This window comes from Stenotrophomonas sp. 116085_Sma (assembly GCF_056479585.1).
Window position 1 is genome coordinate 2,403,891 of record NZ_CM151057.1, and the last position, 26,384, is coordinate 2,430,274.

Here is a 26,384-nt window from a genome sequence, read left to right on the forward strand (position 1 = left end):
GCCGGATTGGATCAGAACGCAGGCCGGCGGCGAGGGCCATCGAGTTCGCGTGTTCCCTTGGCGGGCTGCGGGGGCCATTCGTGTGGCGCCGTGATGATGCTGCCATGTGGTCGGGCATGACTTCAGGCACTCGGTCATGACTACACCTGTAGTCAATGTAAACAGGCATTCATCGTAGGAGATGCCAATGAACACTGCACGATGGCTGTCCAGCTTCGCGGCCTTGATGCTGGCCGTCCCTGTACTGGCCACCACGACCACCACGACCACCACGGCCGACGCCGTCGCGACAATCGAACACAATGCCCGTGCCGCGCATTCGGACGCGGTACTTGTCTGGAAGAATGGAAAAACACTGCTGGAGCCCCGGCCAGGGACGGCCGATGAACCGGTTCACCTCATGTCGGCCACCAAGTCGGTGGTGGCGCTTGCCATCGTGCTTCTGCTGGACGAGGGAAAACTGGCCTCGCTCGACGAGCCGGTAAGCAACATCTTCGCGGAGTGGAAGCAGGGGCGGAAACGGGACATCACGGTACGCATGCTGCTGGACCATACCTCTGGCCTGCAGAACGTGGCCAACGCGGGGGAAGAGCTGGAAGCTGCGCCGGACCTGGTCAAGCTTGCGCTGGCTGCAGAGCTGAGCAGCGATCCAGGCACCACGTTCTCCTACAACAACAAGGCTACCAATCTGCTGCCCGGTATTGTCGAGCGTCTGGCAGGGGAACCGATGGATGCCTACCTTGAGGCGCGCCTTTTCAAGCCGCTGGGCATTGCCCGATATACGTGGTTGAAGGACGGTGCGGGCACGCCCTTGGGCATGGCCGGATTGTCGCTGAGCGCCCGCGATCTGGCGACCATCGGGCAGCTGCTGCTTGATGGCGGCGTCACCCAGGCGGGTACGCGCGTGCTGAGCGAGCGGTCGGTGGCGCTGCTGACGGCAGCAAGTGCCCGCTCGCCGGATGTTGGTCTCCTGTGGTGGCGCATTCCAGCATGGGAGCGTTATGAGCTGAAAGGCCAGATGGCCGGCTTCCTGGCGCAGCATGAAGTCAGCGATCCGGTCCAGCAGGCATTGCTGGCCACCGAGGGCAGGGCATTCGACAGCAGGAGTGCACTGATTGCGTACATGGCCGAGCGACTTGGGGCGGACTGGCCGCAGCACTATGGCAGCGAGATCACCGGTCGTGGACTCAAGCTCTCCGACATTTTCGACATCCAACGCGGCCCAACCGTTGCCTACGCCGCCAATGGCTACCTGGGCCAGCACCTGGTCATCGTTCCGCAACAGCAGGTGGTTGCCGTGCGCCTCATCCACCGACGCGACACCCATCGCGCTCCATTGGATGACTACGCGACGTTCCCGGCGGATGTACTCAAACTGGCCCAGGCGCTTCAGTGAAGGGAGGAGCCGGGCCTGTGCCCGGCTCCTCGTCCACTACTTCATGCTGCTGGCCGGAGTGGCAGGGCGTGCCACTACTTCGGCATCAGCACAGCATCAACAACGTGGATGACGCCGTTGGATTGGTTGACGTCGGCGATGCTGATACCTGCTTTGCCGCCCTTGGCGTCGATCACCCACAACATGCCGTCATGGAGTGCGACGGTAAGCGGCTCGCCTTGCACAGTCTTCAGCGTGGCTTTTCCACCGTGCTTCCTGGCATCGGCCAGGAGCTGGGCGGAACTGAAGCGTCCTGGCACCACGTGGTAGGTGAGGATCCGTGTGAGCTGTGCCTTGTTTTCAGGCTTGACCAGTGCATCGACCGTGCCTGCTGGAAGCTTGTTGAAGGCGGCATTGGTGGGTGCGAAGACAGTAAAGGGACCGGCGCCATTGAGCGTATCGACCAGGCCCGCGGCCTTGACCGCTGCCACCAGGGTGGTGTGATCCTTGGAGTTCACAGCGTTTTCAACGATGGTCCTGGTCGGGTACATCTCGGCCCCGCCAACCATCACGGTATCTGCGGCGAAGCTGGCGGAAGCGGTTGAGACGAGTACGGCGAAGCTGACTGCGGCGGCGATGCGCTGAAGAGCGTTCACGGTGCGTTCCTCGGTAGGATGCCCGCACAGCGCGGGCATCCTACATACGGCTGGCGGGAGCGGCTGGATGCACCAGCGTGATGCTGAGGCCGGCGTCGATCGAATCCACGCTGCCGGACAGACGTGCGGTCATTGACCAGAGCCGCTCGCTGCCGCCCACAGGGCAAAATGGACTGCGTGGGCATCACGAGCCGTTGATCGGCAATCGCGTGGACGAAAACGGATTCTCCTACAGACTCCAATCGACCCGCAGGCCGGCGATCAGCGCATTCGGTAGATCATGCTGGCGTGCGGGTTCGTTGAACTGGTCCGGATGCACGATGTAGTGCAGGTTGGGTGCGACCCGAAGCTGCGGGGTGACCTGGATGCCATAGCTCAGTTCCATCATCACCTGGCTCCCGTGCGGGGTACCGCTGCCACCCGCCGCGGCACGGGCGAGGCGCAGGTTCTCCAGCGCGATGCTGCTGTACTTCTGCTGGGTCACGACGAAGGCGATGCTGTCCTGCGGCCGGCTGGCGAACGTGCCTTTCTGCACCAGGCCGGCCTGCAGGAAGTGATCCTCGATCAACTGGCCGGAGGTACCCTTGAGTGCGGCACCGAAGAGGGTCAGGCCACGACCGCTGCCATCGCTGCTGAGCTGCTGCTCGAAGCGGGCGAACGCACCGGAGCGACCATGACGCGTCGCGTACTCCTGGCCACTGAGCAGCGCCGGCATGCCGTTGGCATCGCGCAGCGGGTCGCGGTAGGTCGAGTTGTCCTGCCAGCCACCCAGTTCGTAGCGGGCCTTCAAGCGCGCCGACGCGGGGCTGCGCCAGCCGATCGTGTAGGGCACGACCCAGCCGGTGGCCTGGTTCGTGCTCCATTTCAGGCCGTGCTGGCCATCTTCGGCCTGGCTCGGGTCGACCTGGTACGCGCCCACGCGTACGTAGACATCCGGCGTCACCCATGCCGTGGCATCAGCCATCCAGCTCGATACCGGCCACCATGTGAAGCTGCTGGTGCGGAACACATAGGTCGGGTTGCCGCAGGCCGAGTTGCCCTGGAAGTACTGGCACCACTCCGAACCGAGATGATGGATGTTGGCGACGCTTCGCCCTGCTTCCAGCACCAGTCGGTCGTTGAGCAGTTTCTGCTCGATCGTCAGATTGGCCAGGCGCGTTCCCTGGCCACCGTAGATCTCCTGCACCGAGGTGCTGTTGCCCGTACTGCTGTTGGCGAGATTGGTGCCGTGGCGGTTGATGCCGTAAGCCTTGATCGTTGCGCCCCGCCAGCCGAACGCGGCGTCCAGGTCCACGTCGGCACCGAACATCAGCTGGCCGGCATAGGCCGTGCCGCTGCGCTTGCCGCCGTCAAGCGTGGCGGCCGCCTCGCCGGTGTAGGCGAGCCTGGGAGTGAAGACGTCGCTCGCGTCTGCGGTGGCGGCCAGGGATGGCAGGGCAAGCGCGATCGCCATCGGCAACATGTGTCGGGAAGAGCGGGTCATGGGCGAGGGTCCTTGTGCAGGGCGTAGGTCGCTGCGCCCCTGCGTGCGCAGGGGAGGTGGCAGGGTCTTGGCGATGGGGTGGATCAGGCCGGCGTGGTGACCGGCTTCTTGAGGATGCGCAGCGCGACCGCAGTGACGGCCACGCCGGCCAGCAGTGCCAACAGGTAGATGCCGAGGTGAGTGACTGCGTTCGGGATCGGCAGCACGAACACGCCGCCGTGCGGCACCTTCAGCTCGACGCCAGCGGCCATCGAGATTGCACCTGCCACGGCAGAACCAAGGATCAGCGCTGGAATGGTGCGCAGCGGATCACGCGCGGCGTAGGGGATCGCGCCTTCGGTCACGAAACTGAGGCCAAGCACGCCGGCAGCACCGGCCGTGCCGCGCTCCTCGGCGGTGAAGCGGTTGCTGAACAGCCATGTCGCCAGTGCAATACCCAGCGGCGGCGTCATGCCGCCGATCATCGTCGCCGCCATCGGCGTGTAGACCTGGCTGGAAATCAATGCAGTAGAGAACGCGTAGGACGCCTTGTTGACCGGCCCGCCCATGTCCACCGCCATCATTCCGCCCAGCAGCAGGCCAAGCAGGATCGCGCTGCCGCCCTGCATGCCGCGCAGCCAGTCGGTCAGCCAGGCCAGCAGCCCGGCGACCGGCGTGCCGATCACGTACATCATCAACAGGCCGACCAGCAGCGTGCCCAGGACCGGCAGGATCAGCACCGGTTTGAGGCCTTCCAGGCTGCGCGGCAGGCGCAGCGCACGGTTGATCCAGTGCACGCCGTAGCCAGCGATGAAACCAGCCAGGATGCCGCCGATGAAGCCAGCATCCATGTTCACTGCTACCAGCCCGCCGATCATGCCGGGCGCAATGCCGGGGCGGTCGGCGATGGAGTAAGCGATGTAACCGGCCAGTGCGGGCACCATCAACATGAAGCCGGACTTGGCCCCGATCTGGAACAGCGACCAGGCCAGCGTGCCCTTGTGGGCATCGTCGAAGGCATAGATGCCGCCGAGTGCGAATGCCAGTGCGATCAGCAGGCCGCCGGCAGTGACGAACGGCAGCATGAACGACACGCCGGTCATCAGGTGCTTGTAGGGCCCGGTGGCCTTGGTCTTTTCGGTCGTGCGCCCTGAAGTTGCCGTACCTGCCTGCATGCCGGCCTCGGCCAGCGCCTTGCGGATCAGGTTCTGGCCGTCGTTGATCGCCGGTTTGGTGCCGCTCTTGAACAGGCGATTGCCAGCGAAGCGCGACAGATCGACTTCGCGGTCTGCGGCGATCAGGACGAGGTCAGCAGCCGCGATTTCCTCGTCGCTCAACGCGTCCTGCGCGCCGACCGAGCCCTGGGTTTCGACCCGGATTGCATGGCCCAGCGCCTTGGCGGCCTGTTGCAGCCCCTCAGCCGCCATGAAGGTGTGAGCAATGCCGGTGGGGCAGGAGGTAACGGCAACGATGCGCTTGCCCGCATCCGTGCCGGCGTCGTTCGACCGTGCGGCCGCGAGCGGTGCGAGCGCCGCAATCGGGTCGTCCAGTACCTCGCCCAAGCTGGCATGCGCGATCTCAGCATTGGCGAAGCGCGCGATGTCCGGCTCACCACCACCCACCAGCAGCAGGTGCGTCGCGGCGGCGGCGTTCGATGCAGGCAGTGCGCCGGTCACGCCCTGGTCGCTGCGGATCTCGATCATCAGCTCGAGCCCGCGCTGGCGGGCGGCGCGGCGCAGCGCTTCGGCGGCAAGAACCGCCTCGATGCTGCGCTCGCCAGCGGCGATGACTACGGTGAAAGCGTGCATGGGAACTCCTGGAATTCTTCGGGTTCGTCCTTGCCGAAGGCGCTGCGGTCGGCGTGAAGCCAGCCGCCGTGCCTCCGGCAGACAGGGTCAATCCAACCGCTCGATCAGTACATCGCCGGCCCATGCGCGTACCTGCGCCGGGTCCAGCCGTCGTGCATCACCGCTTTGCAGCCGGCTCATCGAGAACACGGTCGCCAGCCGTGCGCAGCCGGCCAGATCGAGGGCGGGCTCCAGCATCGCGGCAGCGATGCCGGCGACCATGGCGTCGCCCGCACCGACCGTGCTGCCCTGGGCCAGTCGCGGCGGTCGTGCGACCAACGCGCCGCTGCGATCAATGAACAGCGCGCCGTCGGTGCCCATCGAGATCGCTGCGAGCGCCACCCCGCGTTCGACCAGGGCCTGGCCAGCGACGCGCAGGGCGCTGCGGTCCAGCAGCGGCGTGCCGGTCCAAGCCTCCAGCTCCTGGCGGTTGGGCTTGACCGCGTAGGGCAGTGCACCCGCAGTGCCACTCAACGCAGCGGCAAGCGCATCGCCACTGGTGTCCAGCAGCACGCGCGCCCCGGCGGCACCGGCCTGCACCTGCAGCCGCGCCCATGCGTCGGCCGGCAGGCCGGACGGCAGGCTGCCGGACAGCACCACCGGCAGGCCCGGCAGCAGCAGGGCACCGAGCCGGCGCGACACGGCGTCCAGATCGGCATCGTCGAGTGCCAGGCCGGGCAGGTTGATGTCGGTGGTCTCTCCGTCTTCCTCGTCAACCAGCTTGATGTTGGTGCGGGTGCTGCCCGGAATACGCAGGCAGCCATCTACGATGCCGCGCGCCGAGAACAACGTACCGAACACACCGTCGTTGCCGCCACCGAGTACGCCCAGTGCCGTGGTCGGCACGCCCCAGTCGGCCAGGCAGGCGGCCACGTTGATGCCCTTGCCACCCGCATCGTCGCGGCTGCTGCGCGCGCGATGCACATGGCCCGGCCGCAGGCTGGCCAGCCGCACGGTCTGGTCGATCGCCGGGTTCAAGGTAACGGTGACGGCGCGGGCATTCATGCACCTGCTCCATCGAGGGCGCGTACCTGCTCGGCGGTTTCGCAGTCCAGCGCGGCATTGGCCAGCCTCTGCAGATCTGCCAGCGCAGTGCCGCGCAGGCGTGCCTTCACCGAAGGGATGTCGTTCGGGGTCATCGACAGTTCGTCCACGCCCAGCCCTGCCAGCAGCATCGCACCGAACGGATCGCCGGCCAGGCCACCGCAGACACCCACCCAGCGCCCCTGCGTGCGTGCACCTTCCACCGTGGCGCGGATCGCGCGCAGCACGGCCGGATGCAGGCTGTCGGCTTCTGCGGCCAGCTCCGGGTTCTGGCGGTCGATGGCCAGCACGTACTGGGTCAGGTCATTGGTACCGATCGAGAAGAAGTCGGCGTGGCGCGCCAGCGCATCACTCTGCGCTGCGGCGGCCGGGACTTCGATCATGATGCCGATCGGCACGTCGGGTGCCTCGAGTTCGCCGCGCAGGCGCTCGCAGATGGCGCGCAGTGCCGTCAGCTCCGGCACCGAGGTGATCATCGGGAACATGATGGACAGCCGTGCACCGTCCTTGGCCGCGCGATACAGCGAACGCAGCTGCGGCTCCAGCAGGTCGGGGCGGCGCAGCAGCAGGCGCGCGCCACGTACGCCGAGGAACGGGTTTTCCTCGTGCGGCAGCTCCAGGTGGGCGACCTGCTTGTCGCCACCGATATCGAGCGCGCGCACGATCAACGGACGGCCGTCCAGCGCTTTGGCCATGGCCATGTAGGTTGCGTACTGCTCATCCTCGCTGGGCGTGCTGCCGCGTTCGAGGAACAGGAATTCGGTGCGCATCAGGCCAACAGCTTCCGCGCCCTGTTCCAGCGCCAATGGCACCTGCTCCGGCAGGTTCACGTTGGCGCCGATGTCGATGCGATGGCCATCGGTGGTCTGCGCCGGCTGCGCACGCTGTGCGGCTTCACGCGCGCGGATCTGCTGCTGCCCAGCGATCCAGGCGCGAGCCGAAGCAAGATCTGCCTCGGAGGGGGACAGGTAGAGCCGCCCGCTGCTGCCGTCGATGATCGCCTCGCGGCCGGCCTGGATCGCCAGCAGTTCGGCGCCACCGGCAACCAGCGCCGGCAGGCCGAGCGTGCGCGAGAGGATTGCGGTGTGTGAGGTGGGACCGCCCAGTGCAGTGGCGAGGCCGAGCACGCGGCGGGTGTCGAGGTTGGCGGTATCGGAGGGCGACAGGTCGGCGGCAAGCAGGATGCACGGCTGCGTCGGCAGATCGGCCAGGCCGCCGCCGGCCGCAGAGGGGTCAAGCTGCGCCAGTACGCGCCGACCCACATCGCGCAGGTCGGCAGCGCGCCCGGCCAGCACCGGATTGCCCAGCGCCGCCAGCCCGGAGGCGATCTGCTCGATGGCCTGGTGCCAGGACCACGCAACGCCGTGGCCTTCAACCATCAGCTGGCAGGTGCGGGTAATCAGGTCGGTGTCGTCAAGCAGCGCAGCCTGCGCCTTGAAGATTGCTGCATCCGAGGCGCCAAGGCGGCGCTGGGTGTCGTCCTGCAGCGCGGCCAGCTGCTGGCGGGTGCGACCCAGTGCATCCTGCAGGCGTGCGCCGCCCTCGCCGAGCGGGGCCGGGCGATCGGCAACATCGGCCTGCGCGCTGGCCAGTACATGCACCGGGCCGATGGCCAACCCGGGGCTGGCGCCGATGCCGACGATCGCCGCCTGCGCTTCGGGCGGATTCCAGCCCGCGACCGGCGCCGCCTTCCGCTGTGCTGCACGCTCCGCATCGGTCTTTTCCTGCGCCACCAGCCCGTTCATGACCTTGCGCAGTGCGGCCAGCAGGGCGGGGGCATCGGCGCCCTCGGCAGAAACGCTCACGGCATCGCCCTCGCGAAGCCCGAGCTGCAGCAGCGCCACCAGACTCTTGGCATCGGCCACCTGATCGCCCGCGCGCACCTGGGCACGGGCCGTGAAACCCCGCGCCGCCTCGGCCCAGCGCGTGGCCGGGCGCGCGTGCAGTCCACTGGGGTAAGCGATGGTCCAGTCGAAGCGCTCGGCCAGGTCCGTCACCGGTACGTGGGCGACAGTGACAGTCGCATCACGGGCCAGCGCATTGACGATCTCGCCCGCATCGAGGGTGGTGAACAGCCGCTGCAGCGCCGCCTCGTCCTGGATCAGGCGGGTCAATCTGCGGAGCAGGGTGATGTGGGTGTCGGACTGGGCGGCGATGCCAACCACCAGGCGGGTGACCTGGCCCGGGTTCCATTCCACGCCTTCCGGCAACTGCAGCACCGCAATGCCGTCGCGGCGCACCAGGTGGCGGTCCTCGCCGAGCCCATGCGGGATGGCCACGCCATGGCCGAGGAAAGTGTTCGCCAGCGCTTCGCGGCGCCCCATGCTGGCCTCGTAGCCCGGCGCCACGCAGCCTGCGGCGACCAGCATCTGGGCCACCTGGGCGATGGCATCGGTCTTGTCCTGTGCCCGCGCGTCCAGGCGGATCAGTTCCCGGCTGACGGGAGAGGGGGAGGTCAGGGGCGACAAAGCGGGCTCCGGGAGGGGGTGGTTGGGGCGTATTGGGAACGTTCCCAGTCCGTATTTCAATGTGCGCTGCACAAAAAGCCAATAGTCCTTTGGCGTTAGCATTGTGCTGAACGGCCATCGCGCCATGAACAACCCACGCTTCAGGGAACGTTTCCAATGAGCATCAGCATCAACGACGTCGCACGCGTGGCGGGGGTCTCCAAATCCACGGTGTCACGGGTGCTCGGGGGCGGTCCGGTCAGCGAGGACGTGCGCGGCAGGGTCGAGCTGGCGATCCGGCAGACCGGCTATCGACCCAACCTGCAGGCCAGGCGGTTGCGCTCCCGGCACACCGGCATCATCGGCCTGATCGTCGCGGATATCCGCAATCCGTTCTTCACGGCGCTGATCCGCGCCGTGGAGGAGGTGGCCTATCGCGAAGGATTGCGCGTGACCCTCTGCAACACCGACGAGGACCCGGAGCGGGAGGCGCTGTATCTGCAACTGATGCACGAAGAGCGCATCAGTGGCCTGATCTTCGCGCCGACCCGGACCACGGTGGGCCGGCTCGAACGGCTCACGCTGGATTATCCAACGGTGCTGGTGGACCGCGCCGCCCCCGGCGGGTCGATCGACAGCGTGGTACTCGACAATCCGGCAGCGATGGCGGGCCTGGTCGAGCATCTGGTCGAGCGCGGCTATCGCCGTATCGGCGGCTTGTTCGGCAGCACCAGTACCACGGCGGCCGAGCGTCGCGACGGCTATCTCGCTGCGATGCGCACCCATGGGTTGCAGCCGGACTACCGCGAGGTTGAACCCACGGCCGAAGCCGCCATCGCGACGGTCGGGCAGTGGCTCGCCACGCCATCACGCCCCGAGGCACTGGTGACCAGCAACAGCCTGCTGTTGATGGGGGCATTGAAAGCCGCCCGCAGCGCTGGGCTGGCGATTCCCGAGGCGTTGGCGCTGGCCGGCTTCGACAACGAACGCTGGACCGAACTGGTCGAGCCGGGCATCACCGTGATCGAGCAACCGGTTGAGGAGATGGGGCGGGCCGCGATGTCGATGCTGCTTGAACGCCTGCGCACGCCTGCGCTGCCTGTGCGCCGACTGGTGATGACGGGTCGGTGCGTGGCCAGAGGGTCGACGGCTGCGCGATAGCTCGACGCCCGATTGCGGCCAACCCTGAGAGCGCCGTCCGGGTGTTGGCGAGCCGACCGTCGTCTGTTACAAGCCATCTGTACACGCAGACACAATGGATGATCGCCTTGTCAGAGCCTTATTCAGCGCTGCTCCGCCTGCAGTTGTGCCCCGAAGATCTCTCCAGATGGCTGGCAGCGCCCGTGCCCGCAGCATCCCGATGGTCCGACTGGCGATGCATCGCCGGGCAGTGGCACCTGGGAAACGGTGAATACCTGGCCTCTTCAAGCGACGAGGCGTTGGATCACCTGCTTGCGGACTGCCAGGCGCTGCTGGCCCGCTACCCCGACAATCGCGCCGCATTGAACGCCTTCCTGGCCTCTGCACAGGCTGAGAACATCCGGGTCGCCGCCTATGACCGCAGCAGCACGCACTTTGTTGCAGGATCGCTGACCTATTCAGAAAGCCTCTACGATCTCATTGCGTTTCTTGCGGTGGCACGAAGCGCCGCCGACTTCCTGAAGGCAGGTGACCAGGGGGTGGCGCTGATCCACGACTATCTCTGGGCCGAGAACGATCAGCGGGAGACCATTGCCGCGATTGCGCTGGCAGGCCACGGCGAATCCAGCTTCCTGTCTTCCACTGACCTGGATACCGCCACCGCATCCTTCGAGACATTGGTGGAGGCCATGCTGGAAGACCGGGACGACCCGGAGTTTCATCCGCGCAACCAGCTCGATCGACTTTGACCCTCGCTGCGTGGAACCCACAGAGACGACCACCAAGGACCCCGACATGAAAGGACATCACGCCCTCCACGCGCGCCGCGGCATGCGTCGGCTCATCGCACTTGGCCTCTGCGCCCTGGCGGGGTCCGCCCTCGCCGGAACAACGCAACCGGCACGCACCTGGCTTGTCAGTGGCGCCGAACTCCTCACCCTGCTGCAGGGCAAAGGCGCCGACGGCTTCTGCGACGGCGATCAGTGCCGGAACCTGTCCAGCGCTCGCGCCAGCGCCTATATCCAGGGCGTTGCCGATGCCAGCCACGCCCAGTGGTGTGGCCAAGGCCGGATTCTTCCGCACGAGCTGGTTGACCGGGTCGCTTCACATCTTCGACAGCTGCCCCAAGGGAAACTGCAGCAGGATGCTGCACCCTTGGTCGTCGATGGGCTGAGGGCGGCCTTTCCCTGTGATCGAGGGGCATGACCCAGCAATGCCCGAGGTGACTCGGCCTCCTCCGCGGAGAGGTCCGCGCCCTTCGTGGAGCCCTCTCTGTTCCGCCTGAAGCTGGAGCCGAAATAGTGAAGACACACACACGAGTGGCGAGCGCGGAAGATCTTGAACAGGTCGCGATGCTGTTCGACAAGTATCGACAGTTCTACGCGCAGCCGGCAGACCTGCCATTGGCAAGGCAATTCATGCATGCACGCCTGTCAGAAGGCGATTCGCTTGTACTGGTGGCCGAGGCAGATGGGGACCGCCTTGTCGGGTTCACCCAGCTGTACCCGCTGTTTGACTCCATCAGCGCACGCCCAAGCTTCGTACTCTATGATCTTTACGTCGACAGACCAGCACGTCGCACTGGTGTTGCCCGCACCCTCATGATCAACGCCGTTGAAGAAGCACGAAGACGCGGCGCAGCGCGCATCGAGCTGCAGACGGCGAAGGACAACGCGGCTGCGCAGGCGCTCTATGCAGGACTCGGATGGCAGCGCGATGAGGATTTCTTCATCTTCGCCATTCATCCTTGATGGCCGTATCCGCCGCGCTTTGGATCGCCGAAGAACTCAGGCGACCATGGCAGAGGCGGCACGCCCTTCGAGGGCGTGCCGTGCTGGGTAGCGGGGATCAGTGAGTGATGGCGGGTGCGCCGTCGTTTCCCATCACACGCTGCACAGCCTCCTGCAATCGCTCGATATGGAAAGGCTTGGCAACAAAGGTGGCACGCCGATGGCGCAGCGGCACCAGCTGGTCGTACACCGCAGAAACGAACAGATAGGGGATGCCGAGTTCAGCCAGGCGATCGGCGACGGGGAAAACCACACCGTCACGAAGCTCCACATCCAGAACGGCACCGTCGAATCGCTGCGTATCCAGCAGCCCCAATGCATCGAACACACTGTAGGCGTGTGTTACCTGGCCACCGCCCTCTTCAAGCGCCTGTCCCATGAGGGCAACAAGGTCCAGTTGGTCTTCCACCAGCAGCAGACTGTATCGATTCCGCTGGTTCATATCGGGTTGCATTGGCACATGCCTGCGTTGCCATCGGAGCTGCAGTGTGTCCTGTGCTGCATCAACGCGACGCGTGTGGGTTGTCAGCTCGGTGTCGAAGCGACCCCGCCTCTCGATGCCGTCCACGTCGCATGGAAGGTGCCACGGGACGTGTTGACGGCGTCTTGGCGAGCGCCATGGATACTGCCGCCGTCCCCTGCACTGGAGTGTCCGTCATGCACCGATCCCACGCCAACCCCGCTTCGCCACGTGTACTGCGTGTGGAGTGCATGCGCCTGGACTGCGGAGGCGCTGCCATCGTGGTGGAGCTGGACCGCATCCCTGAACGGGCGTGGATGAAGTCATTGAAGCGGGCACTGCAGGCCGACGATCTCTTCGAGGGCGCACAAGCCAAATTCGACGGACGTTTCGTTTACGTCGTGGGCGTCGAGGGCAGCGAGCATCGTGCGCAGCATCGGGTGGTGCAGGCGCTTGAAATGCCGCAGGCAATGGTCAATACGTCGCGCTCACGCATTCCGGTGGCGGACGCGCGGCATGCCGGCAGGGTTGACGCTCAGGTTGGCCATTGATTCCAGATGGAGCGCGCGCATGCGTAGCGCATCGACGGTCACCCGTCGCAGAGCCGGCCACCCACTCCTGCGGGGCAATCCGTTGTATTGTGGACAGTGCTCGCAGCGCCCGTCAGCGAGAGGATGTTCAGGTGAACGCTTCCATGCTCCCAAGAATCGTCGGCTTCGATGTCCCGTTGCTGCATGAGCGTGTAGACGCATCCACCGACGAGGCCATCACCGCGCTGCTCGATCTGGCGCCAGGCGCCCGCTGGACAGAGATGTTCCTCATCAAGTGCAGAGCCCTGGCGTCCCAGCTCCAGCTGGCGGATGTTCGCATTGAAGGCGCCAGGATCTACTTCTACGGATCCATCAGCGATTCCCGTGGACTTGCCGACGCGGTGATGTCCATTGTCCACGTACTGAATGATGAGCTGATGCGCGAGCGGAATCACGCAGCCAGCCGCGCCTAGGCGCAGCCAAGCAGCGACCAGCACCGATCGGCGATCTCTGCTGCGCCAGGATGACCGCGCAGGCTCGATCGCTTCGCAAGCCTGCCCTGCAGATCGTCGATCCATGCCGACCGGGCGCCGTGCGGATCTCTCACATAGATATCGCAGGCAAGCCGGATAACCGGCGCCACTTCGTAGCGGAAGCTCATCGCGGGCAGGGCGCCCAGGTTGAACGCGGCCTTCCAGTGGGCCAGTTCACGCTCTACGTCCACAACGTGCTTGCTTCTTCCCTGGATCACGGCGTTACCCCTTTTTGAAACCTCACTGTACACACTTCTTGCTGCGAGCCTGTTCATGACAGTCGTTCATATGGGGCGCTTCCCCGTACGTTCCCGTAACGGCGACACGCCCACAGTCAATCGGCAGCAGACTTGCTGCGGCGGAGAATCGAAATGAACAGCGTCCCCGAACAGAACAGGAATGACCGCTCCAATGCTTCCTCTGAAGCAGAACGGCCCACGCAGCAGGGGCGGGTCGAGGGGGGCGAACCCGGAGGGGAGGAGCCTGGCAAGCAGGGACAGCAACAGCAGCAGGACAACAAGGATCGCGAGAGCCCAAAGCCAGCGGACGAAAAGAAGGGCGGTCTCGGCGGCGATACACGGCGCTGAGAAAGAGGAGGAGCCGCGCGCCGCGCGGCTGCTTCCGTTGCAGACAGGGAGCGTGCATGTCCTCGCAAAGCCAGGCGATCAGCCTGATGACCAAGATCATGTACCAATGTCGTCCGGAGAGAACCACGACGATGGCGCAATGCCGTTGCTGCCATGCGCCCAGCCCAGGCGGCATGGAGTGCGCACGGTGCCTGACCGGAAGGCTCGGCGACATGATTCAGAACCGTGGCGCAGCATTCAGCTGGCTGGACTCATTCCGCAGGGTCCAGCAGGACGAAGCACACGTGTTCGAATGCGCAAAGCGCGTCGATGCGGCATCTCCCTAGGCGTCGCATCCGGACCTGACATCGCGCAAGCGTATGCTCAAGTCATTCAGGAGCAACGCGATGACTTTTCCGATCTGCATCTACGATAGAACGGGCACGGGGCTCCGGCTGCCCGCGGGATGGTGGATCGACCTTCAGTCCGATCTGCCTGCACTGGTGAAGGGTGCCGCGCGCATCGACCTTCCGCGATCTTCAAAGGACGAGCATCCACGATTGGATCCTGAAGTTCTCAGGGATCTCTTCCGGCGCATTGGAGGCTCGCAGTGGCTAGGTTGAATCCAACCCAGTCCCTGGGAGTGCGCTGGCTGTTCTTTCGCCTTCGCAACGGGCAGTCCATCAGTCCCGCCAGGCTGATGTCTGTCTGGTCCGAGGCGGCTGAATCCAACGACTGCGCCGTGCGCCGTGAGATCATCGACGGCGCCGGCTACGTCTATGCCTTGTATGCGCCCAACAGCCTGCTTTCACCCCGGCGCGTGGAGCTGCGCATGAGGGCGCTGCTGGAGGAGGCCGGCTACGCCTTCACGATGGGCAGCCTGGCGGGGCGGCACCCGGGCGGCGGCTGAAGCGCGGCGCTGACGCGGCGGCCGCACAATCCAGGACAACAGGTCTCATTTCGGGCCGTCTGGCTCCAGGGGGTCGTCAGGCACTGGATCAAAGAGCGCCAGCATCCGTTCGCGGCGGCACTGCTCAAGCCAGTGGTGCCATATCTCCACCTCGTCCATCAGCCCTGTTGCACCGCATGCAGGGCAGGTGAGCGTCGTGCCCGATGGACTCGTCTGAATGCCGGCGTCCTCGGTCATTGATGAGCGCAGGCCGCAGCTCTTGCAGGTCGATCGCAACTGATCGAGGCGAACGATGGCGCCATTGCGCGCAAGAAGGGGCTGGATCGCATGGATCCGGAAGGCATTGGGAGGGTGCATGGCCGTGTCGTCTTGGGCTGGACACGGGAGCAAAGGATTCTGCGCCGGAGAAGAGCCGTGAGGGTGCAGTGTCCTCCGTCGGAGGTTAACCCTTCATCAAAGTGCGGGACGCGCTCCATCGTTGGCCTGAAATCCCACGCCCGCAATCGTGCACTGACACGGCACCCGGCGCATATCCGGTGCCAGCCCTGCTTCTGGGCAGGAAGGGCTCCGCCATCACAACGGAGCCCCGGTCACTCACTTTTCCTGCAGGAACGTCAGCAGATCCTGGTTGACCTTGTCCTTGTGGGTGTCGGTCAGGCCATGCGGCGCACCCGGGTAGACGATCAACCTGGCGCCCTTGATGAGCTTTGCCGATTGGCGGCCTGAGATATCGATCGGCACGATCTGGTCGTCGTCACCGTGGATCACCAGCGTGGGCACATCGAACTTCTTCAGGTCCGCGCGGAAATCGGTGGCCGAGAACGCGGCGATCGAATCGTAGGTGTTCTTGTGGCCGCCCTGCATGCCCTGCGCCCACCACGCATCGATCAGCCCCTGCGACACCTTCGCGCCCGGGCGGTTGAAGCCGTAGAACGGGCCCGACGGGATGTCCTTGTAGAGCTGCGCGCGGTTATCCATCTGTGCCTTGCGGATGCCATCGAACACTTCGATCGGCAGGCCGTTGGGGTTGTCGGCGGTCTTCAGCATGAACGGCGGCACCGAGCTGATCAGCACGACCTTCTTCACCCGCCCGGTGCCATGCCGGCCGATGTAGCGCGCCACCTCGCCGCCACCGGTAGAGAAACCCACCAAGGTGACATCGTGCAGGTCCAGCGTATTGATCACCGCGGCCAGGTCATCGGCGTAGTGATCCATGTCGTTGCCGTCCCACGGCTGGCTGGAACGGCCGTGGCCACGACGGTCATGCGCGATCACGCGGTAGCCATGATCGGCCAGGAAGATCATCTGCGATTCCCAGCTGTCCGAGTTCAACGGCCAGCCGTGGCTGAAGGTCACGACAGGCCCGTTCTTCGGGCCCCAGTCCTTGTAGTACAGCTGCACGCCGTCGGCGGTGGTGATGTAGCTGGCGGTGCGCGCGATGCTGGTGGCCGCCGCCGGCGTGGCCGGTTCGGCGGCATGCGCAGACAGGCCGGCCTGGACCGAGAGGGCGAGGGCGGCAACGGCCAGGGTACGGGCGAAGGTGTTCATGCGGGAACTCTCATGGGTGGGTGGTGAGACGTACTTTGCGCCTGCAATCAGGCATCCGGGTGATGAACTGTCCGGATTTCTTGATAGAGCGTCCTGCACGGATGTGCGCATACGGGCTATTCGCCATCGCATGTTGACAAGGTAGAACGTGCGTTCTACCTTGTGGCCATGAGCAAGACCACCACCGATACGCATCAGAAGATCCTGGCCACGGCCGAGGCGCTGATCTACCAGAACGGGATCCACGCCACGGGCATGGACCTGCTGGTGAAGACCTCGGGCGTGGCGCGGAAGAGCATTTACCGCCACTTCGAGAACAAGGACGACGTGGCCGCTGCGGCGCTGAGGGCGCGCGACGTGCGTTGGCTGGCCTGGTTCCGGCACGAGTGCGAGAAGGCGGACACCCCGGAAGCACGCATCCTCGGCATGTTCACCGTGCTCAAGAACTGGTTCCAGTCCGAGGGCTATCGCGGGTGTGCGTTCATCAATACCGCAGGCGAGGTCGGCGACCCAGCCGATCCGATCCGGCAGATCGCGCGTGATCACAAGCAGAAGCTGCTTGATTACACATTGGAACTTACCGGACAACTGGATGTGGAGCAGCCGGCGGAGCTGGCCCGTCAGCTGCTGATCCTGATGGAAGGCGCCATCACCCTGTCGCGCGTGATGGGTGATTACGACGCCGCAGACACCGCGAAGGATGTCGCGAAGCTGTTGCTGGAACAGGCCAGGCGTTAGCGCCTGGGTACGTCAGATCGTTTGAAGCAACCCGTGTGTCCATTTCGATTGGAGGTTTCCCCGTGTCCACTGAACACCCCCGTCCGCCGTTTCCTCCGTTCACCCTCGAATCGGCCACGCAGAAGGTGCGCCTTGCCGAGGATGGCTGGAATTCCCGCGATGCCGACAAGGTGTCGCTTGCCTATTCGCTCAACACCCAGTGGCGTAATCGTGCCGAGTTCACCAACGGCCGGGAAGAAGCCCGGCAGTTCCTGGCACGCAAATGGAACAAGGAGCTCGAGTACCGCCTGATCAAGGAGCTCTGGGCCTTTACCGAAAACCGCATTGCTGTCCGTTACGCCTACGAATGGCACGACGACTCCGGCAACTGGTTCCGTTCCTATGGCAACGAAAACTGGGAATTCGGCGCGGATGGCCTGATGCAGCGGCGCTTCTCGTGCATCAACGACATGCCAATCAAGGAAAGCGACCGCAAGTTCCATTGGCCGCTGGGGCGTCGCCCGGATGACCATCCGGGGTTGTCTGATCTGGGTATGTGATTCCCGCTGAGGCGCCACCTGAAGCGCGCTCAGGTACGATGGGGCGGCCGGCATCTGCGCCGGCCGGGGCAGGGGGCGCAATGGACATGCAGACAGGGGGCGGATTCGTTCCGCCCGCGAAGACCGATTCGCAGGAACTGACATTCCACTGGCTCTACCAGCGGGTGCAGGGACTGGTTGAGCACAGCATCTACCCCAAGGCGGGCAGGGTGGAGACGTGGGCGTTTCGCATCGGCGTGGGTGCGGCGATCATCGGCATTCTCATGGGTCAGCTTCCGGATCGATGGCTGCCTCTTGGCGTAGTGCTCCAGGTGGTTGTTGCCTGCCTGGCAATCGAGATCGGAGGGTTCATTGTCGGTGGCGTACTGGCCGCCCGCAGGGGCATTCGCCAGTTCAGTCAGCCGCGGCTCTCGCACGCCCGGGAGATGGATGAAGACTTCGCCCACTGGCAAGCGGTGGTGACCGAGCTTCGCGGATTCCCGCGCGTCCAGCGCGAGCGGCGACTCAAGTTCGTCAGCACCTTGCGCACAAACATGATTGAGCGCATGGGCATGATGTATGGCGGCCTGCAGCGGCTGGGACCATTCCCGCTGTTGATTGCCCTCTACCTGCAGTTCCGCGGATGGAAATGGGGCGACTGGGCGGGCGCTTTCGATGTTGGCCCGCTGGGTGCACTACTGATCTTCGCCATGGTGCTGCTGTACCTGCTGGGCTGGATGCTGATCGGCCTTCGCACCAGGCTCGATACCTACGTTGCCTTGTTGGAAGGCTCGATCCACGAACCCGAGTCCTCCCAGCCAACGCCTTTGTAGCGTCGGGCCATCATGTTCCTCATGCTGAGGGACAAACAGGACTGTGAGTCATCCAGTGAGGCATACGCATGGCTCAAGAGTGCCGCGCTGTGGCTGGATGCAGCCGATTTCTTCGGGCTTGCTGCATCATGTTCGTACATTTCGCCGACTTCACAGGTCTGTACCCCGCAGATGGGCATAGTGGCCCTTCGGTAGTGTGAGCGCGTCCATCCAGCCACGGGGTTTCCCCGAACGCCAGGAGGTCACTGTGCCAAGTTGTGATGAAGGAATGAAGTTGACGCGCCGCCAGGTGATCGCCGGCGGCGTCACGACCGTGGCAATGTCCGCCGCACCGGGGGCGTCCTCGCTCGCCGCCGAACTGGCGGCGCCCCCGCCGCCCAGGCCGCCGGTCATCAGCACGGTGGCCTTGACCGTCAACGGCAAGCGGCGGGAACTTGAACTGGACACCCGGACCACGCTGCTCGATGCCCTGCGCGAACATCTGAAGCTGACCGGAACGAAAAAAGGCTGCGACCACGGTCAATGCGGTGCCTGTACAGTGTTGGTCAACGGTGAGCGTATCAATGCCTGCCTCAGCCTGGCGGTGCAGCACCAGGGCGACGCCATCACCACCATTGAAGGCCTCGGAACCCCCGATGACCTGCATCCGATGCAGGCCGCCTTCATCAAGCATGATGGCTACCAGTGCGGGTATTGCACGCCGGGGCAGATCTGTTCGGCGGTGGCGGTACTGGACGAAATCAAGCGGGGTGTCCCCAGCCATGTGCAGGCGGATGTCAGCGCACGGCCCCGGGCCACCAACATGGAGATGCGCGAACGCATGAGCGGCAACCTCTGCCGCTGCGGGGCCTATTCCAACATTGCCGAGGCGATGGAAGAGGTCGCTGGCGTGACCTCTGCAGGGAGGCGCTCATGAGGGCCTTCAGTTACGAACGCGCGAAATCCCCGGCCGAGGCCGCCAGGGCCGTCGCCGGTACCGAGGGCGCGAAGTTCCTGGCCGGAGGGACCAACCTGCTCGACCTGATGAAGCTGGAGGTCGAGACGCCAGCGCACCTGGTCGATGTGCAGGACATCGGCCTGGACAGGATCGAACCCACCGACGAGGGCGGCCTGCGCATCGGCACGCTGGTCACCAATACCGCGCTGGCCTCGCATGAGCGCGTGCGCCGCGACTACGCAGTGCTGACCCGCGCGATCGTGGCAGGCGCCTCCGGGCAGCTGCGCAACAAAGCCACCACCGGCGGCAACCTGCTGCAGCGCACGCGCTGCCCGTATTTCTACGATCCCAACCTGCCCTGCAACAAGCGCCTGCCCGGATCCGGCTGCGGCGCACTCGAGGGGTTCTCCCGGCAGATGGGCGTGATCGGCACATCGGACAGCTGCATCGCGACCTATCCGGGCGACATGGCGGTGGCCCTGCGGGTGCTGGACGCCTCGATCCAGACCGTCAGGGGTGACGGCAGTACGCGCAGCATCCCGATTGCCGATTTCCATCGTTCCCCGGGCGACAGGCCGCAGCAGGACAACGTGCTGCAGCGCGGTGAGCTGATCACCCACGTCACGCTGCCGGAGCCTCTGGGCGGTCGGCACGTGTACCACAAGGTACGTGACCGCGCGTCCTTTGCATTCGCACTGGTGTCGGTCGCCGCGGTCGTGCAGCGTGACGGCTCGGCGCGGTTCGCCTTCGGTGGGGTCGCGCCGAAGCCGTGGCGCGTCGAGGCAGCCGAACCCCTGCTGCGCGACGGCGTGAAGACCGCGACCCGGCAGGTGTTCGCCGGTGCCCGTCCGACGCGGGAGAATGCGTTCAAGATCGCTCTCGCCGAGCGCACCCTCGCAGCCGTGCTGGTGGAAGGAGAGCGCTGATGCCCCTTGAATTCAACGCCCCCGCCGGCGACAACCTGTTCGACAATGCCAAGGTCGTCGGCAAGTCGACGCCGCGCATCGACGGTCCACGCAAGACCACCGGCACCGCCCCCTATGCCTACGAGCGCCATGACGTGGCGCCGAACCAGGCCTACGGCTACATCGTCGGTGCGGGCATCGGCAAGGGGCGCATCATTTCGATGGATGCCTCCTGCGCACGTGCCGCGCCCGGCGTACTGGCGGTCATCACCGCACCGGAAACCAAGCCGGTCGACAAATCGAACTGGAACAATGCGCCGCTGTTCGGCGGACCCGAAGTGGCCCACTACCATCAGGCCATCGCCTGCGTGGTGGCAGAGACCTTCGAGCAGGCCCGCGCCGCCGCGGCGCTGATCCGCACCCGCTACGAGCGCGACAAGGGCCGCTTCGATTTCCCCGCCCTGGCACCAACCGCGCCGCTGGCAAAGGGACGCGACGGCAAGCCCGACCGGCAGACGCTGGGCGAATTCGACACCGCCTACGCGAGCGCCGCGGTCAAGCTGGACGAGACGTACCACACCTCCGACGAAAGTCATTCGATGATGGAGCCGCACGCCACCATCGCCGCCTGGGAGGGCGACACGCTCACGCTGTGGACGGCGAACCAGATGATCGACTGGGCCAGGCAAGGCATGGCGGCGATCCTCGGCATCGATCCTGCCAAGGTGCGTGTGGACTCGCCCTATATCGGCGGCGGCTTCGGCGGCAAGCTGTTCATCCGTGCCGACGCGGTACTGGCCGCGCTGGCGGCCAAGCAGGTCGGGCGGCCGGTGAAGATCGCGCTGCAACGCCCGTTGATGCCCAACAACACCACGCACCGGCACGCCACCCTCCAGCGCGTGCGGATCGGCTGCGGAAAGGATGGCCGGATCTCCGCCATCGCCCATGAGAACTGGTCGGGCAACATCAACGGCGAGGACGGCGAAAACGGCACCCTGCAGACGCCCAAGCTCTATGCGGGCGCCAACCGCCTGGTGGCCAATTACATCGCCACGCTCGACATGCCCGAAGGCAATGCGATGCGCGCACCGGGCGAAGCACCGGGCCACATGGCGCTGGAAGTTGCGATGGACGAAATGGCCGAGAAGCTGGGTCTCGACCCGATCGCGTTCCGCATCCTCAACGAGCCCGAGGTGGTACCCGGCGATCCGTCCAAGAAGTTCTCCGACCGCAACCTGGTGCGCTGCCTGCGCGAAGGCGCGGAGCGCTTCAACTGGAACAAGCGCAACCCCAGGCCGGCGCAGGTCAGGGAAGGGGACTGGCTGGTCGGCATGGGCGTGTCTGCGGGCTATCGCGGCGCACCGACGATGAAGTCGGCGGCGCGGGTCCGGCTTGACGGCCAGGGCGGGGTGATTGTCGAGACCGACATGACCGACATTGGCACCGGCTCCTACACGATCATCGCGCAGACGGCAGCCGAGACCATGGGCGTGCCGCTGGACCAGGTCCAGGTCACCCTCGGTGACTCCCGTCATCCCGCCTCCGCCGGTTCCGGCGGCCAGTGGGGCGCGGCAAGCTCCACCGCGGGCGTGTACGCGGCGTGCGTCAGCCTGCGCCGCAAGGTGGGCGAGAAACTCGGCTTCGACGGCGACACCGCAAACTTCGCCAATGGCCGCATCCAGGCGGATGGGCGGACCATCACGCTGGCGGAGGCGGGAACCCTGTCGGCGGAGGACGGCATTGCCTTCGGCGACTTCAAACAAGGCTACGACGTCGGCACCTATGCAGGACATTTCTGCGAGGTCGCCGTGCATGCCTACACTGGAGAAACGCGCATTCGCCGCATGCTTGCCGTATGCGATGGCGGCCGGATCCTCAATCCGCTCTCCGCACGCAGCCAGGTCATCGGCGGGATGGTGATGGGTGCGGGCGCGACCCTGATGGAGGAGCTGGTGGTCGACAAACGGCTTGGTTTGTTCATCAACCACGACCTGGCCGGCTACGAGGTTCCCGTGCACGCCGACATCCCGTACCAGGAAGTGGTCTTCCTCGACACGCTGGATCCGGTGATCTCGCCGATGAAGGCCAAGGGTGTGGGTGAACTGGGCATCTGCGGGGTGGGCGCCGCGATCGCCAATGCGATCTACAACGCAACCGGCGTGCGCGTGCGCAGCTATCCCATCACCCTGGACAAGCTGTTGCCCGGCTTGCCCGACATAGGCTGACGTTGCGCATGACCCTGGACAAGCTGTTGCCCGGCTTGCCCGACATAGGCTGACGTTGCGCATGGACCGACCCGTAGCCTCGCCCACTCTGGAGGTCTCCGCCGCAGGCGGAGGGGAGCCCGGCGATCTTGCCGAGGACCTGTCCGCAGCGCCGGGCTTCCTCGCCGAAGGCAGCCCGCGCGGCGTACTCGAGACGGCCTTGACGCGCGTGCGCGCGGGGGAGCACGCCGTGCTCGCGCTGGTGCTGGAAACCGATGGCTCCACCTACGCCGGTGCCGGCGACATGGTGCTGTTCTGCAACGGCAGCCAGGTCGGCTGGCTGAGCGGCGGATGCCTGGAGCCCGAGCTCGCGCGACGCGCGGAGCAGGTGAGCGCGGCAGGGCGGGTCGACTGGATCGAGATCGACACCCGCAGTGACGACGACCTGTTGAGCGGGTCCGCGCTCGGCTGCCGCGGCCGGCTTCGGATTGCGCTGCTGCCGTTGCGTGCCATGGCCGGCATCGACGACGTCATCGAGGCTTGGTTGCGCGAGGGCGTGTCACTCCAGCGCGACCTTCGCACGTCGGGGCAGGTCGTTTTCCGTGCCGGCCATCGCGAGCAGGCGTGGCAGCTGCATCCGATGGAGGGTACACAGCCCTTTGGCGAGGGCGCGTGGCGTTTGCCGTTGCCCCGGCTTCCGCTGGCCCTGGTATTGGGGGGCGGTCCCGAAACGCCCTTGCTGGTTCCGCTGCTGCGGGGACTGGGGTGGCGGGTCAGCGTGGCCGAACGGCGAGCGCGCTGGGCCTCGGCCGGGCAGTGCGCGGATGTGCATCTTCAGACCAACCCTGCAGAGGCCCTTCATGGCGACCCGTGCGACGCGGTACTGGTGATGCATCACGATTTCGAACTGGACCGGGAGGCGCTGGTGGCCCTGGCTGATACCAAAGTCGCGTTCATTGGACTGCTGGGTCCGCGGCGAAGGCGCGAGGACCTGTTCAAGCTGCTGACACCGGATCAGCGCCACCGCCTTTCCCCGAGACTTCGATCACCGGTCGGCCTGAACATCGGCGGCCGAGGGCCAGAGGCGATTTCGCTCAGCATCGCCGCACAGCTGCAGCAATGGCGAAGCGCGCACGGTACGTGACTGACGCGCATGCGGTCGTCGTGCTGGCTGCCGGCGGGAGCACCCGACTTGGCCAGCCCAAGCAGCTTCTGACCCGGCAGGGCGAGACCCTGGTACATCGCGTGGTGCGGTTGGCCTTGGAGTTCGCGCCATCACAGGTATTGGTGGTGGTGGGCGCGAACGCACAGGCCGTGACATCCAGCATTGCCGGGCTGGATGCCACTCCGGTAACCAACCACCACTGGGAACGCGGCCTGGCGAGCAGCCTGCAGGTTGCCGGCGCGCACCTGCTGCCCACGGTGACCGAGGTGATGGTCGTGGCATGCGACCAGCCCGCAATCGAGCGCTCCCATCTGCAGGCGCTGCTTTCGGGTGCCCGCGCCTCGGCGTCAGGGTGTGCGGGTGCCCGTCATGGAAACGCGCTTGGCATTCCTGCAGTAGTGCCGCGTGCATGGTTCAACTCTGCGCGTGCAACCGGTGACCGCGGCTTCGGAGCGCGCCTGCGGCAACTTCCTGTCGATACGGTGCATGTCCTACAGGCACCGGAACTGGGCTTGGATATCGATACGCCAGAAGATCTTGCGCGTGCGCGCGATGCGGGCTGGATCGATGCCGGGAAGTGACTCGCATGATCACTGGACCAATGCCTGTCGCGCAGGTGACGAGCGGCAGGGCTGGAGCCCGGAGCCTCGCTGCCCGCAGCCTTGTAGAGTCGAGCCATGCTCGACTACGGCACGCCACATCGCGCCCCATCAGGCACATCACCAGCAAGAATCTGCAGCACCCGATCCAACAGAACAGGCTCCGGCACGCCAGCCAGTACCTGCTCCAGGTAATCCAACGGCTCCAACTGCCATTGGAGGAGCGCCCGCAACCGCACAATGGCAGGCGCCCGCCGCTCCGCGTCCAGTGAGACCTGCAACAGCAGATGGTGCGAGCGCCCCTCCAGCCACAGCACGGGTATGCCCCGGCAATGAACCTGGAACGCGGCATCTCGATGCCGCTCGACGAACTGGAAGCCCTGCCGAGGCCGAGAGTCCACGAACTGCATCGCCTGGCGGCGCAGTTGTGAGAATCGATCATCGTTGATGCTTTGGAACGCGACAGGCGAGGGCACCGGCGGCGCCGGCCACAGCGCCTGTGCCGCAACCACCACCACAAGACAGAGCGCGGTGGCCGCCCAGCGCCACCAGGCCACTCAGCCCTCCGGATGCAGTCGGGTACTGGCGTGTGCGGTAAGGCCGATTCCGGCCATGATCAGCCCCTCCATCACGCGCGGGCCGACGTATTGCTCCAGCTCGCCGTTCTCGCGGGCACGCTGCGCGGCCAGCAGGATCTCCAACACCACGCGAAGGCCCGCCAGCGAGCAATCGGTATCTGCCAGGGCGATGCGTCGGCCGGGCATCTGATGGCGTTCCGGCCACGGCTGGCCATCGGAGGCGGCGCCCGAGCCGATGCTGTGCAGCAGGGCGATGAGCGTGTTCGGATCCAGCTCGGGGCTGTTCGCAGACGCTTCGTGGATCGGATGCGGGGCAGGGGAGTGGGGCTTGGTCATGGCTGGGCTCCTTGCGTGCATGCAGAAGCCGCCACCGATAAAGGTGGCGGACGGTGCGTGGTTCGAAACCCCGTGTGTGGATGACCGGGCAGGCACAAGGCCTCCACGCACCGCCCGCCATAGCCGACTGACGGATTGCCAGCCGGCACCGCGCGAAGCAGTGCCGGCTGGCAAGTGCGAGCAACATCCACACAACCGGGGTTTCGAATCCCGACCACCGATGCACGGTGGCAGGGCAAGGAATACGCGGACCTATGCGTGATGCCAATGCAGTAGGGCTGATGACGTCACTACTTTCAACATTTTCAGAATCGTTGCATACGACGCAACCAAGCTGGAGCCTTGCGCTGCAACGCTATCGGCGATGTCGGTGGTGCAAGCCTAGCGAGTGTCGGCATCTGCCCGGCGAGGCTGTGAGCGAGGCAGATGCGACAGGATTGCCAACGGCTGCCAGGCGTCAGTAGCCCTTCAACGCGGCCTTGGTCCGCTCCAACCAGACGGCATTGTGGCTGCGCGCGTGGCGCGACCAGTGCTGGGCATCGTCGATGATGCCGGCGAACAGGCTGCGAGCTTGCTCGCGGTCGTCGGGTTGCGACTGTGCCATCAGCCATTCGGCATACAGACAGCGGGCGGCCGCGTCATTTCCGCACTCCACCGCGCGCTCGAACGCGGCACGGGTGCCGAGCGCTTGGGTGGCCGCCAGTGCCTGCGCGTAAAGCAGCGTCTGTTCCGGCTTGCGGCGCACATCCGGGTGGCGGGCGAACAGGCCGTCCAGTGTCTCCGCCGCAAGCGCGGGCTGCCCGGAATCGAGGCGGGCACGCGCCAGGCCGGTCAGGATGTAGGGATCGTCGCCCAGCGGTGAGCTGGCCGCCTGCTCGAGCAGGGTTCTGGCTTCCTCGGCCTGGCCTGCATCCAGCAGCGTCATCCCCAGGCGAACCCGGTTCTGCACGGTGGGCGTGCGCGCCAGTTCGGCACGGGCGTTGCGCAGGTCCTGGCCCGGGTCCATGAGCTGCTTGGCGGAACGGACGACCTGCCGGGCGCCGCGCGAGTGACGGACTTCCGGAAAGTAGATCGCCAGGAAGTAGACGACGCTGCCGAGCAGCGGGAAGGAGAAGAGCAGGATGAGCCAGTAGAGGCTCTGGCCTGAGCGGATGGCGTGCACCGCGAAGTAGATGGCCGCCAGTACGTGGAGTCCGATTCCTATATAGGGCATGTGCGCCGCCTCGTCCTTGTGAGGGGTGGAACTATAGTGGGGGAGGGGTG

At 65.7% G+C, this 26,384-nt stretch carries 31 protein-coding genes; 19 read left to right on the forward strand and 12 right to left on the reverse strand.

Annotated elements, in window-relative coordinates:
* The first annotated feature begins 187 nt into the window (after positions 1–187).
* Complete coding sequence (locus ACZK0Z_RS11240; protein WP_414489297.1) at positions 188–1,396, forward strand: serine hydrolase domain-containing protein; 1,209 nt, start codon at positions 188–190, stop codon at positions 1,394–1,396.
* Between the two features lie 74 nt (positions 1,397–1,470).
* Here ACZK0Z_RS11240 and ACZK0Z_RS11245 read toward each other — a convergent pair whose 3' ends face one another.
* The 5 genes from ACZK0Z_RS11245 to ptsP all read right to left on the reverse strand — a co-directional run bounded on the left by ACZK0Z_RS11245 (position 1,471) and on the right by ptsP (position 8,852).
* The gene (locus tag ACZK0Z_RS11245) at positions 1,471–2,070 is read right to left on the reverse strand and encodes a fasciclin domain-containing protein (RefSeq protein WP_197619201.1); all 600 of its coding nucleotides are present in this window, start codon (positions 2,068–2,070) and stop codon (positions 1,471–1,473) included.
* Between the two features lie 190 nt (positions 2,071–2,260).
* The gene (locus tag ACZK0Z_RS11250) at positions 2,261–3,514 is read right to left on the reverse strand and encodes a carbohydrate porin (protein ID WP_197631952.1); all 1,254 of its coding nucleotides are present in this window, start codon (positions 3,512–3,514) and stop codon (positions 2,261–2,263) included.
* 83 nt (positions 3,515–3,597) lie between these two features.
* The gene (locus ACZK0Z_RS11255; RefSeq protein WP_197631953.1) at positions 3,598–5,301 is read right to left on the reverse strand and encodes a PTS fructose transporter subunit IIC; all 1,704 of its coding nucleotides are present in this window, start codon (positions 5,299–5,301) and stop codon (positions 3,598–3,600) included.
* 87 nt (positions 5,302–5,388) lie between these two features.
* Positions 5,389–6,345, reverse strand: coding sequence for a 1-phosphofructokinase family hexose kinase (locus ACZK0Z_RS11260; RefSeq protein WP_197631954.1), 957 nt, complete (start codon positions 6,343–6,345; stop codon positions 5,389–5,391).
* Positions 6,342–8,852: a phosphoenolpyruvate--protein phosphotransferase gene (gene ptsP / locus ACZK0Z_RS11265; protein ID WP_197631955.1), complete on the reverse strand. Its 2,511-nt coding sequence runs from the start codon at positions 8,850–8,852 to the stop codon at positions 6,342–6,344. Before ptsP ends, ACZK0Z_RS11260 begins: the two co-directional genes overlap by 4 nt.
* Positions 8,853–9,008: 156 nt before the next feature.
* Between ptsP and ACZK0Z_RS11270 the strand changes: the two genes are divergently transcribed.
* From ACZK0Z_RS11270 to ACZK0Z_RS11285, 4 genes are all read left to right on the forward strand, one after another.
* A complete protein-coding gene (locus ACZK0Z_RS11270) occupies positions 9,009–9,992 on the forward strand; it encodes a LacI family DNA-binding transcriptional regulator (protein ID WP_197631956.1) in 984 nt (327 codons plus the stop codon).
* Between the two features lie 98 nt (positions 9,993–10,090).
* Positions 10,091–10,720: a hypothetical protein gene (locus ACZK0Z_RS11275; protein WP_197631957.1), complete on the forward strand. Its 630-nt coding sequence runs from the start codon at positions 10,091–10,093 to the stop codon at positions 10,718–10,720.
* Positions 10,721–10,766: 46 nt separating this feature from the next.
* Positions 10,767–11,177, forward strand: a complete 411-nt coding sequence (locus tag ACZK0Z_RS11280) for a Rap1a/Tai family immunity protein (RefSeq protein WP_414489296.1) — start codon at positions 10,767–10,769, stop codon at positions 11,175–11,177.
* Between the two features lie 95 nt (positions 11,178–11,272).
* Positions 11,273–11,722: a GNAT family N-acetyltransferase gene (locus tag ACZK0Z_RS11285; RefSeq protein WP_197619191.1), complete on the forward strand. Its 450-nt coding sequence runs from the start codon at positions 11,273–11,275 to the stop codon at positions 11,720–11,722.
* 97 nt (positions 11,723–11,819) lie between these two features.
* On the opposite strand, the gene ACZK0Z_RS11290 is transcribed toward ACZK0Z_RS11285, so the two are convergent.
* The gene (locus tag ACZK0Z_RS11290) at positions 11,820–12,215 is read right to left on the reverse strand and encodes a response regulator (protein WP_049427847.1); all 396 of its coding nucleotides are present in this window, start codon (positions 12,213–12,215) and stop codon (positions 11,820–11,822) included.
* 257 nt (positions 12,216–12,472) lie between these two features.
* On the opposite strand from ACZK0Z_RS11290, the gene ACZK0Z_RS11295 reads away from it, so the two are divergent.
* Together ACZK0Z_RS11295 and ACZK0Z_RS11300 are read left to right on the forward strand one after the other, a co-directional pair.
* A complete protein-coding gene (locus tag ACZK0Z_RS11295; protein ID WP_238380333.1) occupies positions 12,473–12,772 on the forward strand; it encodes a hypothetical protein in 300 nt (99 codons plus the stop codon).
* Between the two features lie 131 nt (positions 12,773–12,903).
* Positions 12,904–13,224 (forward strand): hypothetical protein, encoded by a 321-nt coding sequence (locus ACZK0Z_RS11300; RefSeq protein ID WP_019336574.1) that lies wholly within the window; start codon positions 12,904–12,906, stop codon positions 13,222–13,224.
* Here ACZK0Z_RS11300 and ACZK0Z_RS11305 read toward each other — a convergent pair.
* Positions 13,221–13,559 carry a hypothetical protein gene (locus tag ACZK0Z_RS11305; protein ID WP_219632004.1) on the reverse strand — a complete coding sequence of 113 codons (339 nt, stop codon included), beginning with the start codon at positions 13,557–13,559 and terminating at the stop codon, positions 13,221–13,223. The two genes, ACZK0Z_RS11300 and ACZK0Z_RS11305, sit on opposite strands and share 4 nt — an antisense overlap.
* Positions 13,560–13,655: 96 nt before the next feature.
* Between ACZK0Z_RS11305 and ACZK0Z_RS11310 the strand changes: the two genes are divergently transcribed.
* Genes ACZK0Z_RS11310 through ACZK0Z_RS11325 form a run of 4 tightly spaced genes read left to right on the forward strand, consistent with a single transcriptional unit; the run spans position 13,656 to position 14,760 of the window.
* Positions 13,656–13,871, forward strand: a complete 216-nt coding sequence (locus tag ACZK0Z_RS11310; RefSeq protein ID WP_080354976.1) for a hypothetical protein — start codon at positions 13,656–13,658, stop codon at positions 13,869–13,871.
* Positions 13,872–13,927: 56 nt separating this feature from the next.
* The gene (locus ACZK0Z_RS11315) at positions 13,928–14,197 is read left to right on the forward strand and encodes a hypothetical protein (RefSeq protein WP_049427849.1); all 270 of its coding nucleotides are present in this window, start codon (positions 13,928–13,930) and stop codon (positions 14,195–14,197) included.
* 60 nt (positions 14,198–14,257) lie between these two features.
* A complete protein-coding gene (locus ACZK0Z_RS11320) occupies positions 14,258–14,473 on the forward strand; it encodes a hypothetical protein (RefSeq protein WP_080354977.1) in 216 nt (71 codons plus the stop codon).
* Entirely contained in the window at positions 14,461–14,760 is a 300-nt protein-coding gene (locus tag ACZK0Z_RS11325; RefSeq protein WP_049427851.1) for a hypothetical protein, read from the forward strand. The genes ACZK0Z_RS11320 and ACZK0Z_RS11325 overlap by 13 nt, the downstream gene beginning before the upstream one ends.
* 45 nt (positions 14,761–14,805) lie before the next feature.
* Here ACZK0Z_RS11325 and ACZK0Z_RS11330 read toward each other — a convergent pair whose 3' ends face one another.
* Entirely contained in the window at positions 14,806–15,117 is a 312-nt protein-coding gene (locus tag ACZK0Z_RS11330) for a hypothetical protein (RefSeq protein ID WP_049427854.1), read from the reverse strand.
* Between the two features lie 237 nt (positions 15,118–15,354).
* Positions 15,355–16,308 (reverse strand): alpha/beta fold hydrolase, encoded by a 954-nt coding sequence (locus tag ACZK0Z_RS11335; RefSeq protein WP_197631958.1) that lies wholly within the window; start codon positions 16,306–16,308, stop codon positions 15,355–15,357.
* A 168-nt stretch (positions 16,309–16,476) separates the two neighbouring features.
* Between ACZK0Z_RS11335 and ACZK0Z_RS11340 the strand changes: the two genes are divergently transcribed.
* The 8 genes from ACZK0Z_RS11340 to ACZK0Z_RS11375 all read left to right on the forward strand — a co-directional run bounded on the left by ACZK0Z_RS11340 (position 16,477) and on the right by ACZK0Z_RS11375 (position 24,189).
* The gene (locus ACZK0Z_RS11340; protein ID WP_197631959.1) at positions 16,477–17,046 is read left to right on the forward strand and encodes a TetR/AcrR family transcriptional regulator; all 570 of its coding nucleotides are present in this window, start codon (positions 16,477–16,479) and stop codon (positions 17,044–17,046) included.
* Positions 17,047–17,108: 62 nt separating this feature from the next.
* Positions 17,109–17,585, forward strand: a complete 477-nt coding sequence (locus tag ACZK0Z_RS11345; protein ID WP_197631960.1) for a nuclear transport factor 2 family protein — start codon at positions 17,109–17,111, stop codon at positions 17,583–17,585.
* Between the two features lie 80 nt (positions 17,586–17,665).
* The gene (locus ACZK0Z_RS11350) at positions 17,666–18,397 is read left to right on the forward strand and encodes a hypothetical protein (protein WP_197631961.1); all 732 of its coding nucleotides are present in this window, start codon (positions 17,666–17,668) and stop codon (positions 18,395–18,397) included.
* A gap of 268 nt (positions 18,398–18,665) precedes the next feature.
* Positions 18,666–19,313 (forward strand): aldehyde dehydrogenase iron-sulfur subunit PaoA, encoded by a 648-nt coding sequence (gene paoA, locus ACZK0Z_RS11355; RefSeq protein ID WP_049427875.1) that lies wholly within the window; start codon positions 18,666–18,668, stop codon positions 19,311–19,313.
* A complete protein-coding gene (locus ACZK0Z_RS11360; protein WP_197631962.1) occupies positions 19,310–20,260 on the forward strand; it encodes an FAD binding domain-containing protein in 951 nt (316 codons plus the stop codon). Before paoA ends, ACZK0Z_RS11360 begins: the two co-directional genes overlap by 4 nt.
* Positions 20,260–22,464: an aldehyde oxidoreductase molybdenum-binding subunit PaoC gene (gene paoC / locus ACZK0Z_RS11365; protein WP_197632024.1), complete on the forward strand. Its 2,205-nt coding sequence runs from the start codon at positions 20,260–20,262 to the stop codon at positions 22,462–22,464. The genes ACZK0Z_RS11360 and paoC overlap by 1 nt, the downstream gene beginning before the upstream one ends.
* Positions 22,465–22,525: 61 nt before the next feature.
* Positions 22,526–23,587 carry an XdhC family protein gene (locus ACZK0Z_RS11370; protein ID WP_197631963.1) on the forward strand — a complete coding sequence of 354 codons (1,062 nt, stop codon included), beginning with the start codon at positions 22,526–22,528 and terminating at the stop codon, positions 23,585–23,587.
* Positions 23,563–24,189, forward strand: a complete 627-nt coding sequence (locus ACZK0Z_RS11375; protein ID WP_197631964.1) for a nucleotidyltransferase family protein — start codon at positions 23,563–23,565, stop codon at positions 24,187–24,189. Before ACZK0Z_RS11370 ends, ACZK0Z_RS11375 begins: the two co-directional genes overlap by 25 nt.
* Positions 24,190–24,293: 104 nt before the next feature.
* Here ACZK0Z_RS11375 and ACZK0Z_RS11380 read toward each other — a convergent pair whose 3' ends face one another.
* The 3 genes from ACZK0Z_RS11380 to ACZK0Z_RS11390 form a co-directional block, all read right to left on the reverse strand.
* Positions 24,294–24,764 (reverse strand): hypothetical protein, encoded by a 471-nt coding sequence (locus ACZK0Z_RS11380; protein WP_197631965.1) that lies wholly within the window; start codon positions 24,762–24,764, stop codon positions 24,294–24,296.
* Complete coding sequence (locus tag ACZK0Z_RS11385; RefSeq protein WP_197631966.1) at positions 24,765–25,121, reverse strand: hypothetical protein; 357 nt, start codon at positions 25,119–25,121, stop codon at positions 24,765–24,767.
* Positions 25,122–25,578: 457 nt separating this feature from the next.
* Complete coding sequence (locus tag ACZK0Z_RS11390; RefSeq protein ID WP_197631967.1) at positions 25,579–26,334, reverse strand: tetratricopeptide repeat protein; 756 nt, start codon at positions 26,332–26,334, stop codon at positions 25,579–25,581.
* Positions 26,335–26,384: the final 50 nt, after the last annotated feature.

Coding starts and splice junctions, on each gene's coding strand:
- ACZK0Z_RS11240 (WP_414489297.1), top strand. CDS start 188: ATGAACACTGCACGATGGCTGTCCAGCTTCGCGGCCTTGATGCTGGCC.
- ACZK0Z_RS11245 (WP_197619201.1), bottom strand. CDS start 2,070: ATGCCCGCGCTGTGCGGGCATCCTACCGAGGAACGCACCGTGAACGCT.
- ACZK0Z_RS11250 (WP_197631952.1), bottom strand. CDS start 3,514: ATGACCCGCTCTTCCCGACACATGTTGCCGATGGCGATCGCGCTTGCC.
- ACZK0Z_RS11255 (WP_197631953.1), bottom strand. CDS start 5,301: ATGCACGCTTTCACCGTAGTCATCGCCGCTGGCGAGCGCAGCATCGAG.
- ACZK0Z_RS11260 (WP_197631954.1), bottom strand. CDS start 6,345: ATGAATGCCCGCGCCGTCACCGTTACCTTGAACCCGGCGATCGACCAG.
- ACZK0Z_RS11270 (WP_197631956.1), top strand. CDS start 9,009: ATGAGCATCAGCATCAACGACGTCGCACGCGTGGCGGGGGTCTCCAAA.
- ACZK0Z_RS11275 (WP_197631957.1), top strand. CDS start 10,091: ATGATCGCCTTGTCAGAGCCTTATTCAGCGCTGCTCCGCCTGCAGTTG.
- ACZK0Z_RS11280 (WP_414489296.1), top strand. CDS start 10,767: ATGAAAGGACATCACGCCCTCCACGCGCGCCGCGGCATGCGTCGGCTC.
- ACZK0Z_RS11290 (WP_049427847.1), bottom strand. CDS start 12,215: ATGCAACCCGATATGAACCAGCGGAATCGATACAGTCTGCTGCTGGTG.
- ACZK0Z_RS11295 (WP_238380333.1), top strand. CDS start 12,473: ATGCGCCTGGACTGCGGAGGCGCTGCCATCGTGGTGGAGCTGGACCGC.
- ACZK0Z_RS11305 (WP_219632004.1), bottom strand. CDS start 13,559: ATGAACAGGCTCGCAGCAAGAAGTGTGTACAGTGAGGTTTCAAAAAGG.
- ACZK0Z_RS11310 (WP_080354976.1), top strand. CDS start 13,656: ATGAACAGCGTCCCCGAACAGAACAGGAATGACCGCTCCAATGCTTCC.
- ACZK0Z_RS11315 (WP_049427849.1), top strand. CDS start 13,928: ATGTCCTCGCAAAGCCAGGCGATCAGCCTGATGACCAAGATCATGTAC.
- ACZK0Z_RS11320 (WP_080354977.1), top strand. CDS start 14,258: ATGACTTTTCCGATCTGCATCTACGATAGAACGGGCACGGGGCTCCGG.
- ACZK0Z_RS11330 (WP_049427854.1), bottom strand. CDS start 15,117: ATGCACCCTCCCAATGCCTTCCGGATCCATGCGATCCAGCCCCTTCTT.
- ACZK0Z_RS11335 (WP_197631958.1), bottom strand. CDS start 16,308: ATGAACACCTTCGCCCGTACCCTGGCCGTTGCCGCCCTCGCCCTCTCG.
- ACZK0Z_RS11340 (WP_197631959.1), top strand. CDS start 16,477: ATGAGCAAGACCACCACCGATACGCATCAGAAGATCCTGGCCACGGCC.
- ACZK0Z_RS11350 (WP_197631961.1), top strand. CDS start 17,666: ATGGACATGCAGACAGGGGGCGGATTCGTTCCGCCCGCGAAGACCGAT.
- paoA (WP_049427875.1), top strand. CDS start 18,666: ATGAAGTTGACGCGCCGCCAGGTGATCGCCGGCGGCGTCACGACCGTG.
- ACZK0Z_RS11360 (WP_197631962.1), top strand. CDS start 19,310: ATGAGGGCCTTCAGTTACGAACGCGCGAAATCCCCGGCCGAGGCCGCC.
- paoC (WP_197632024.1), top strand. CDS start 20,260: ATGCCCCTTGAATTCAACGCCCCCGCCGGCGACAACCTGTTCGACAAT.
- ACZK0Z_RS11370 (WP_197631963.1), top strand. CDS start 22,526: ATGGACCGACCCGTAGCCTCGCCCACTCTGGAGGTCTCCGCCGCAGGC.
- ACZK0Z_RS11375 (WP_197631964.1), top strand. CDS start 23,563: ATGGCGAAGCGCGCACGGTACGTGACTGACGCGCATGCGGTCGTCGTG.
- ACZK0Z_RS11385 (WP_197631966.1), bottom strand. CDS start 25,121: ATGACCAAGCCCCACTCCCCTGCCCCGCATCCGATCCACGAAGCGTCT.
- ACZK0Z_RS11390 (WP_197631967.1), bottom strand. CDS start 26,334: ATGCCCTATATAGGAATCGGACTCCACGTACTGGCGGCCATCTACTTC.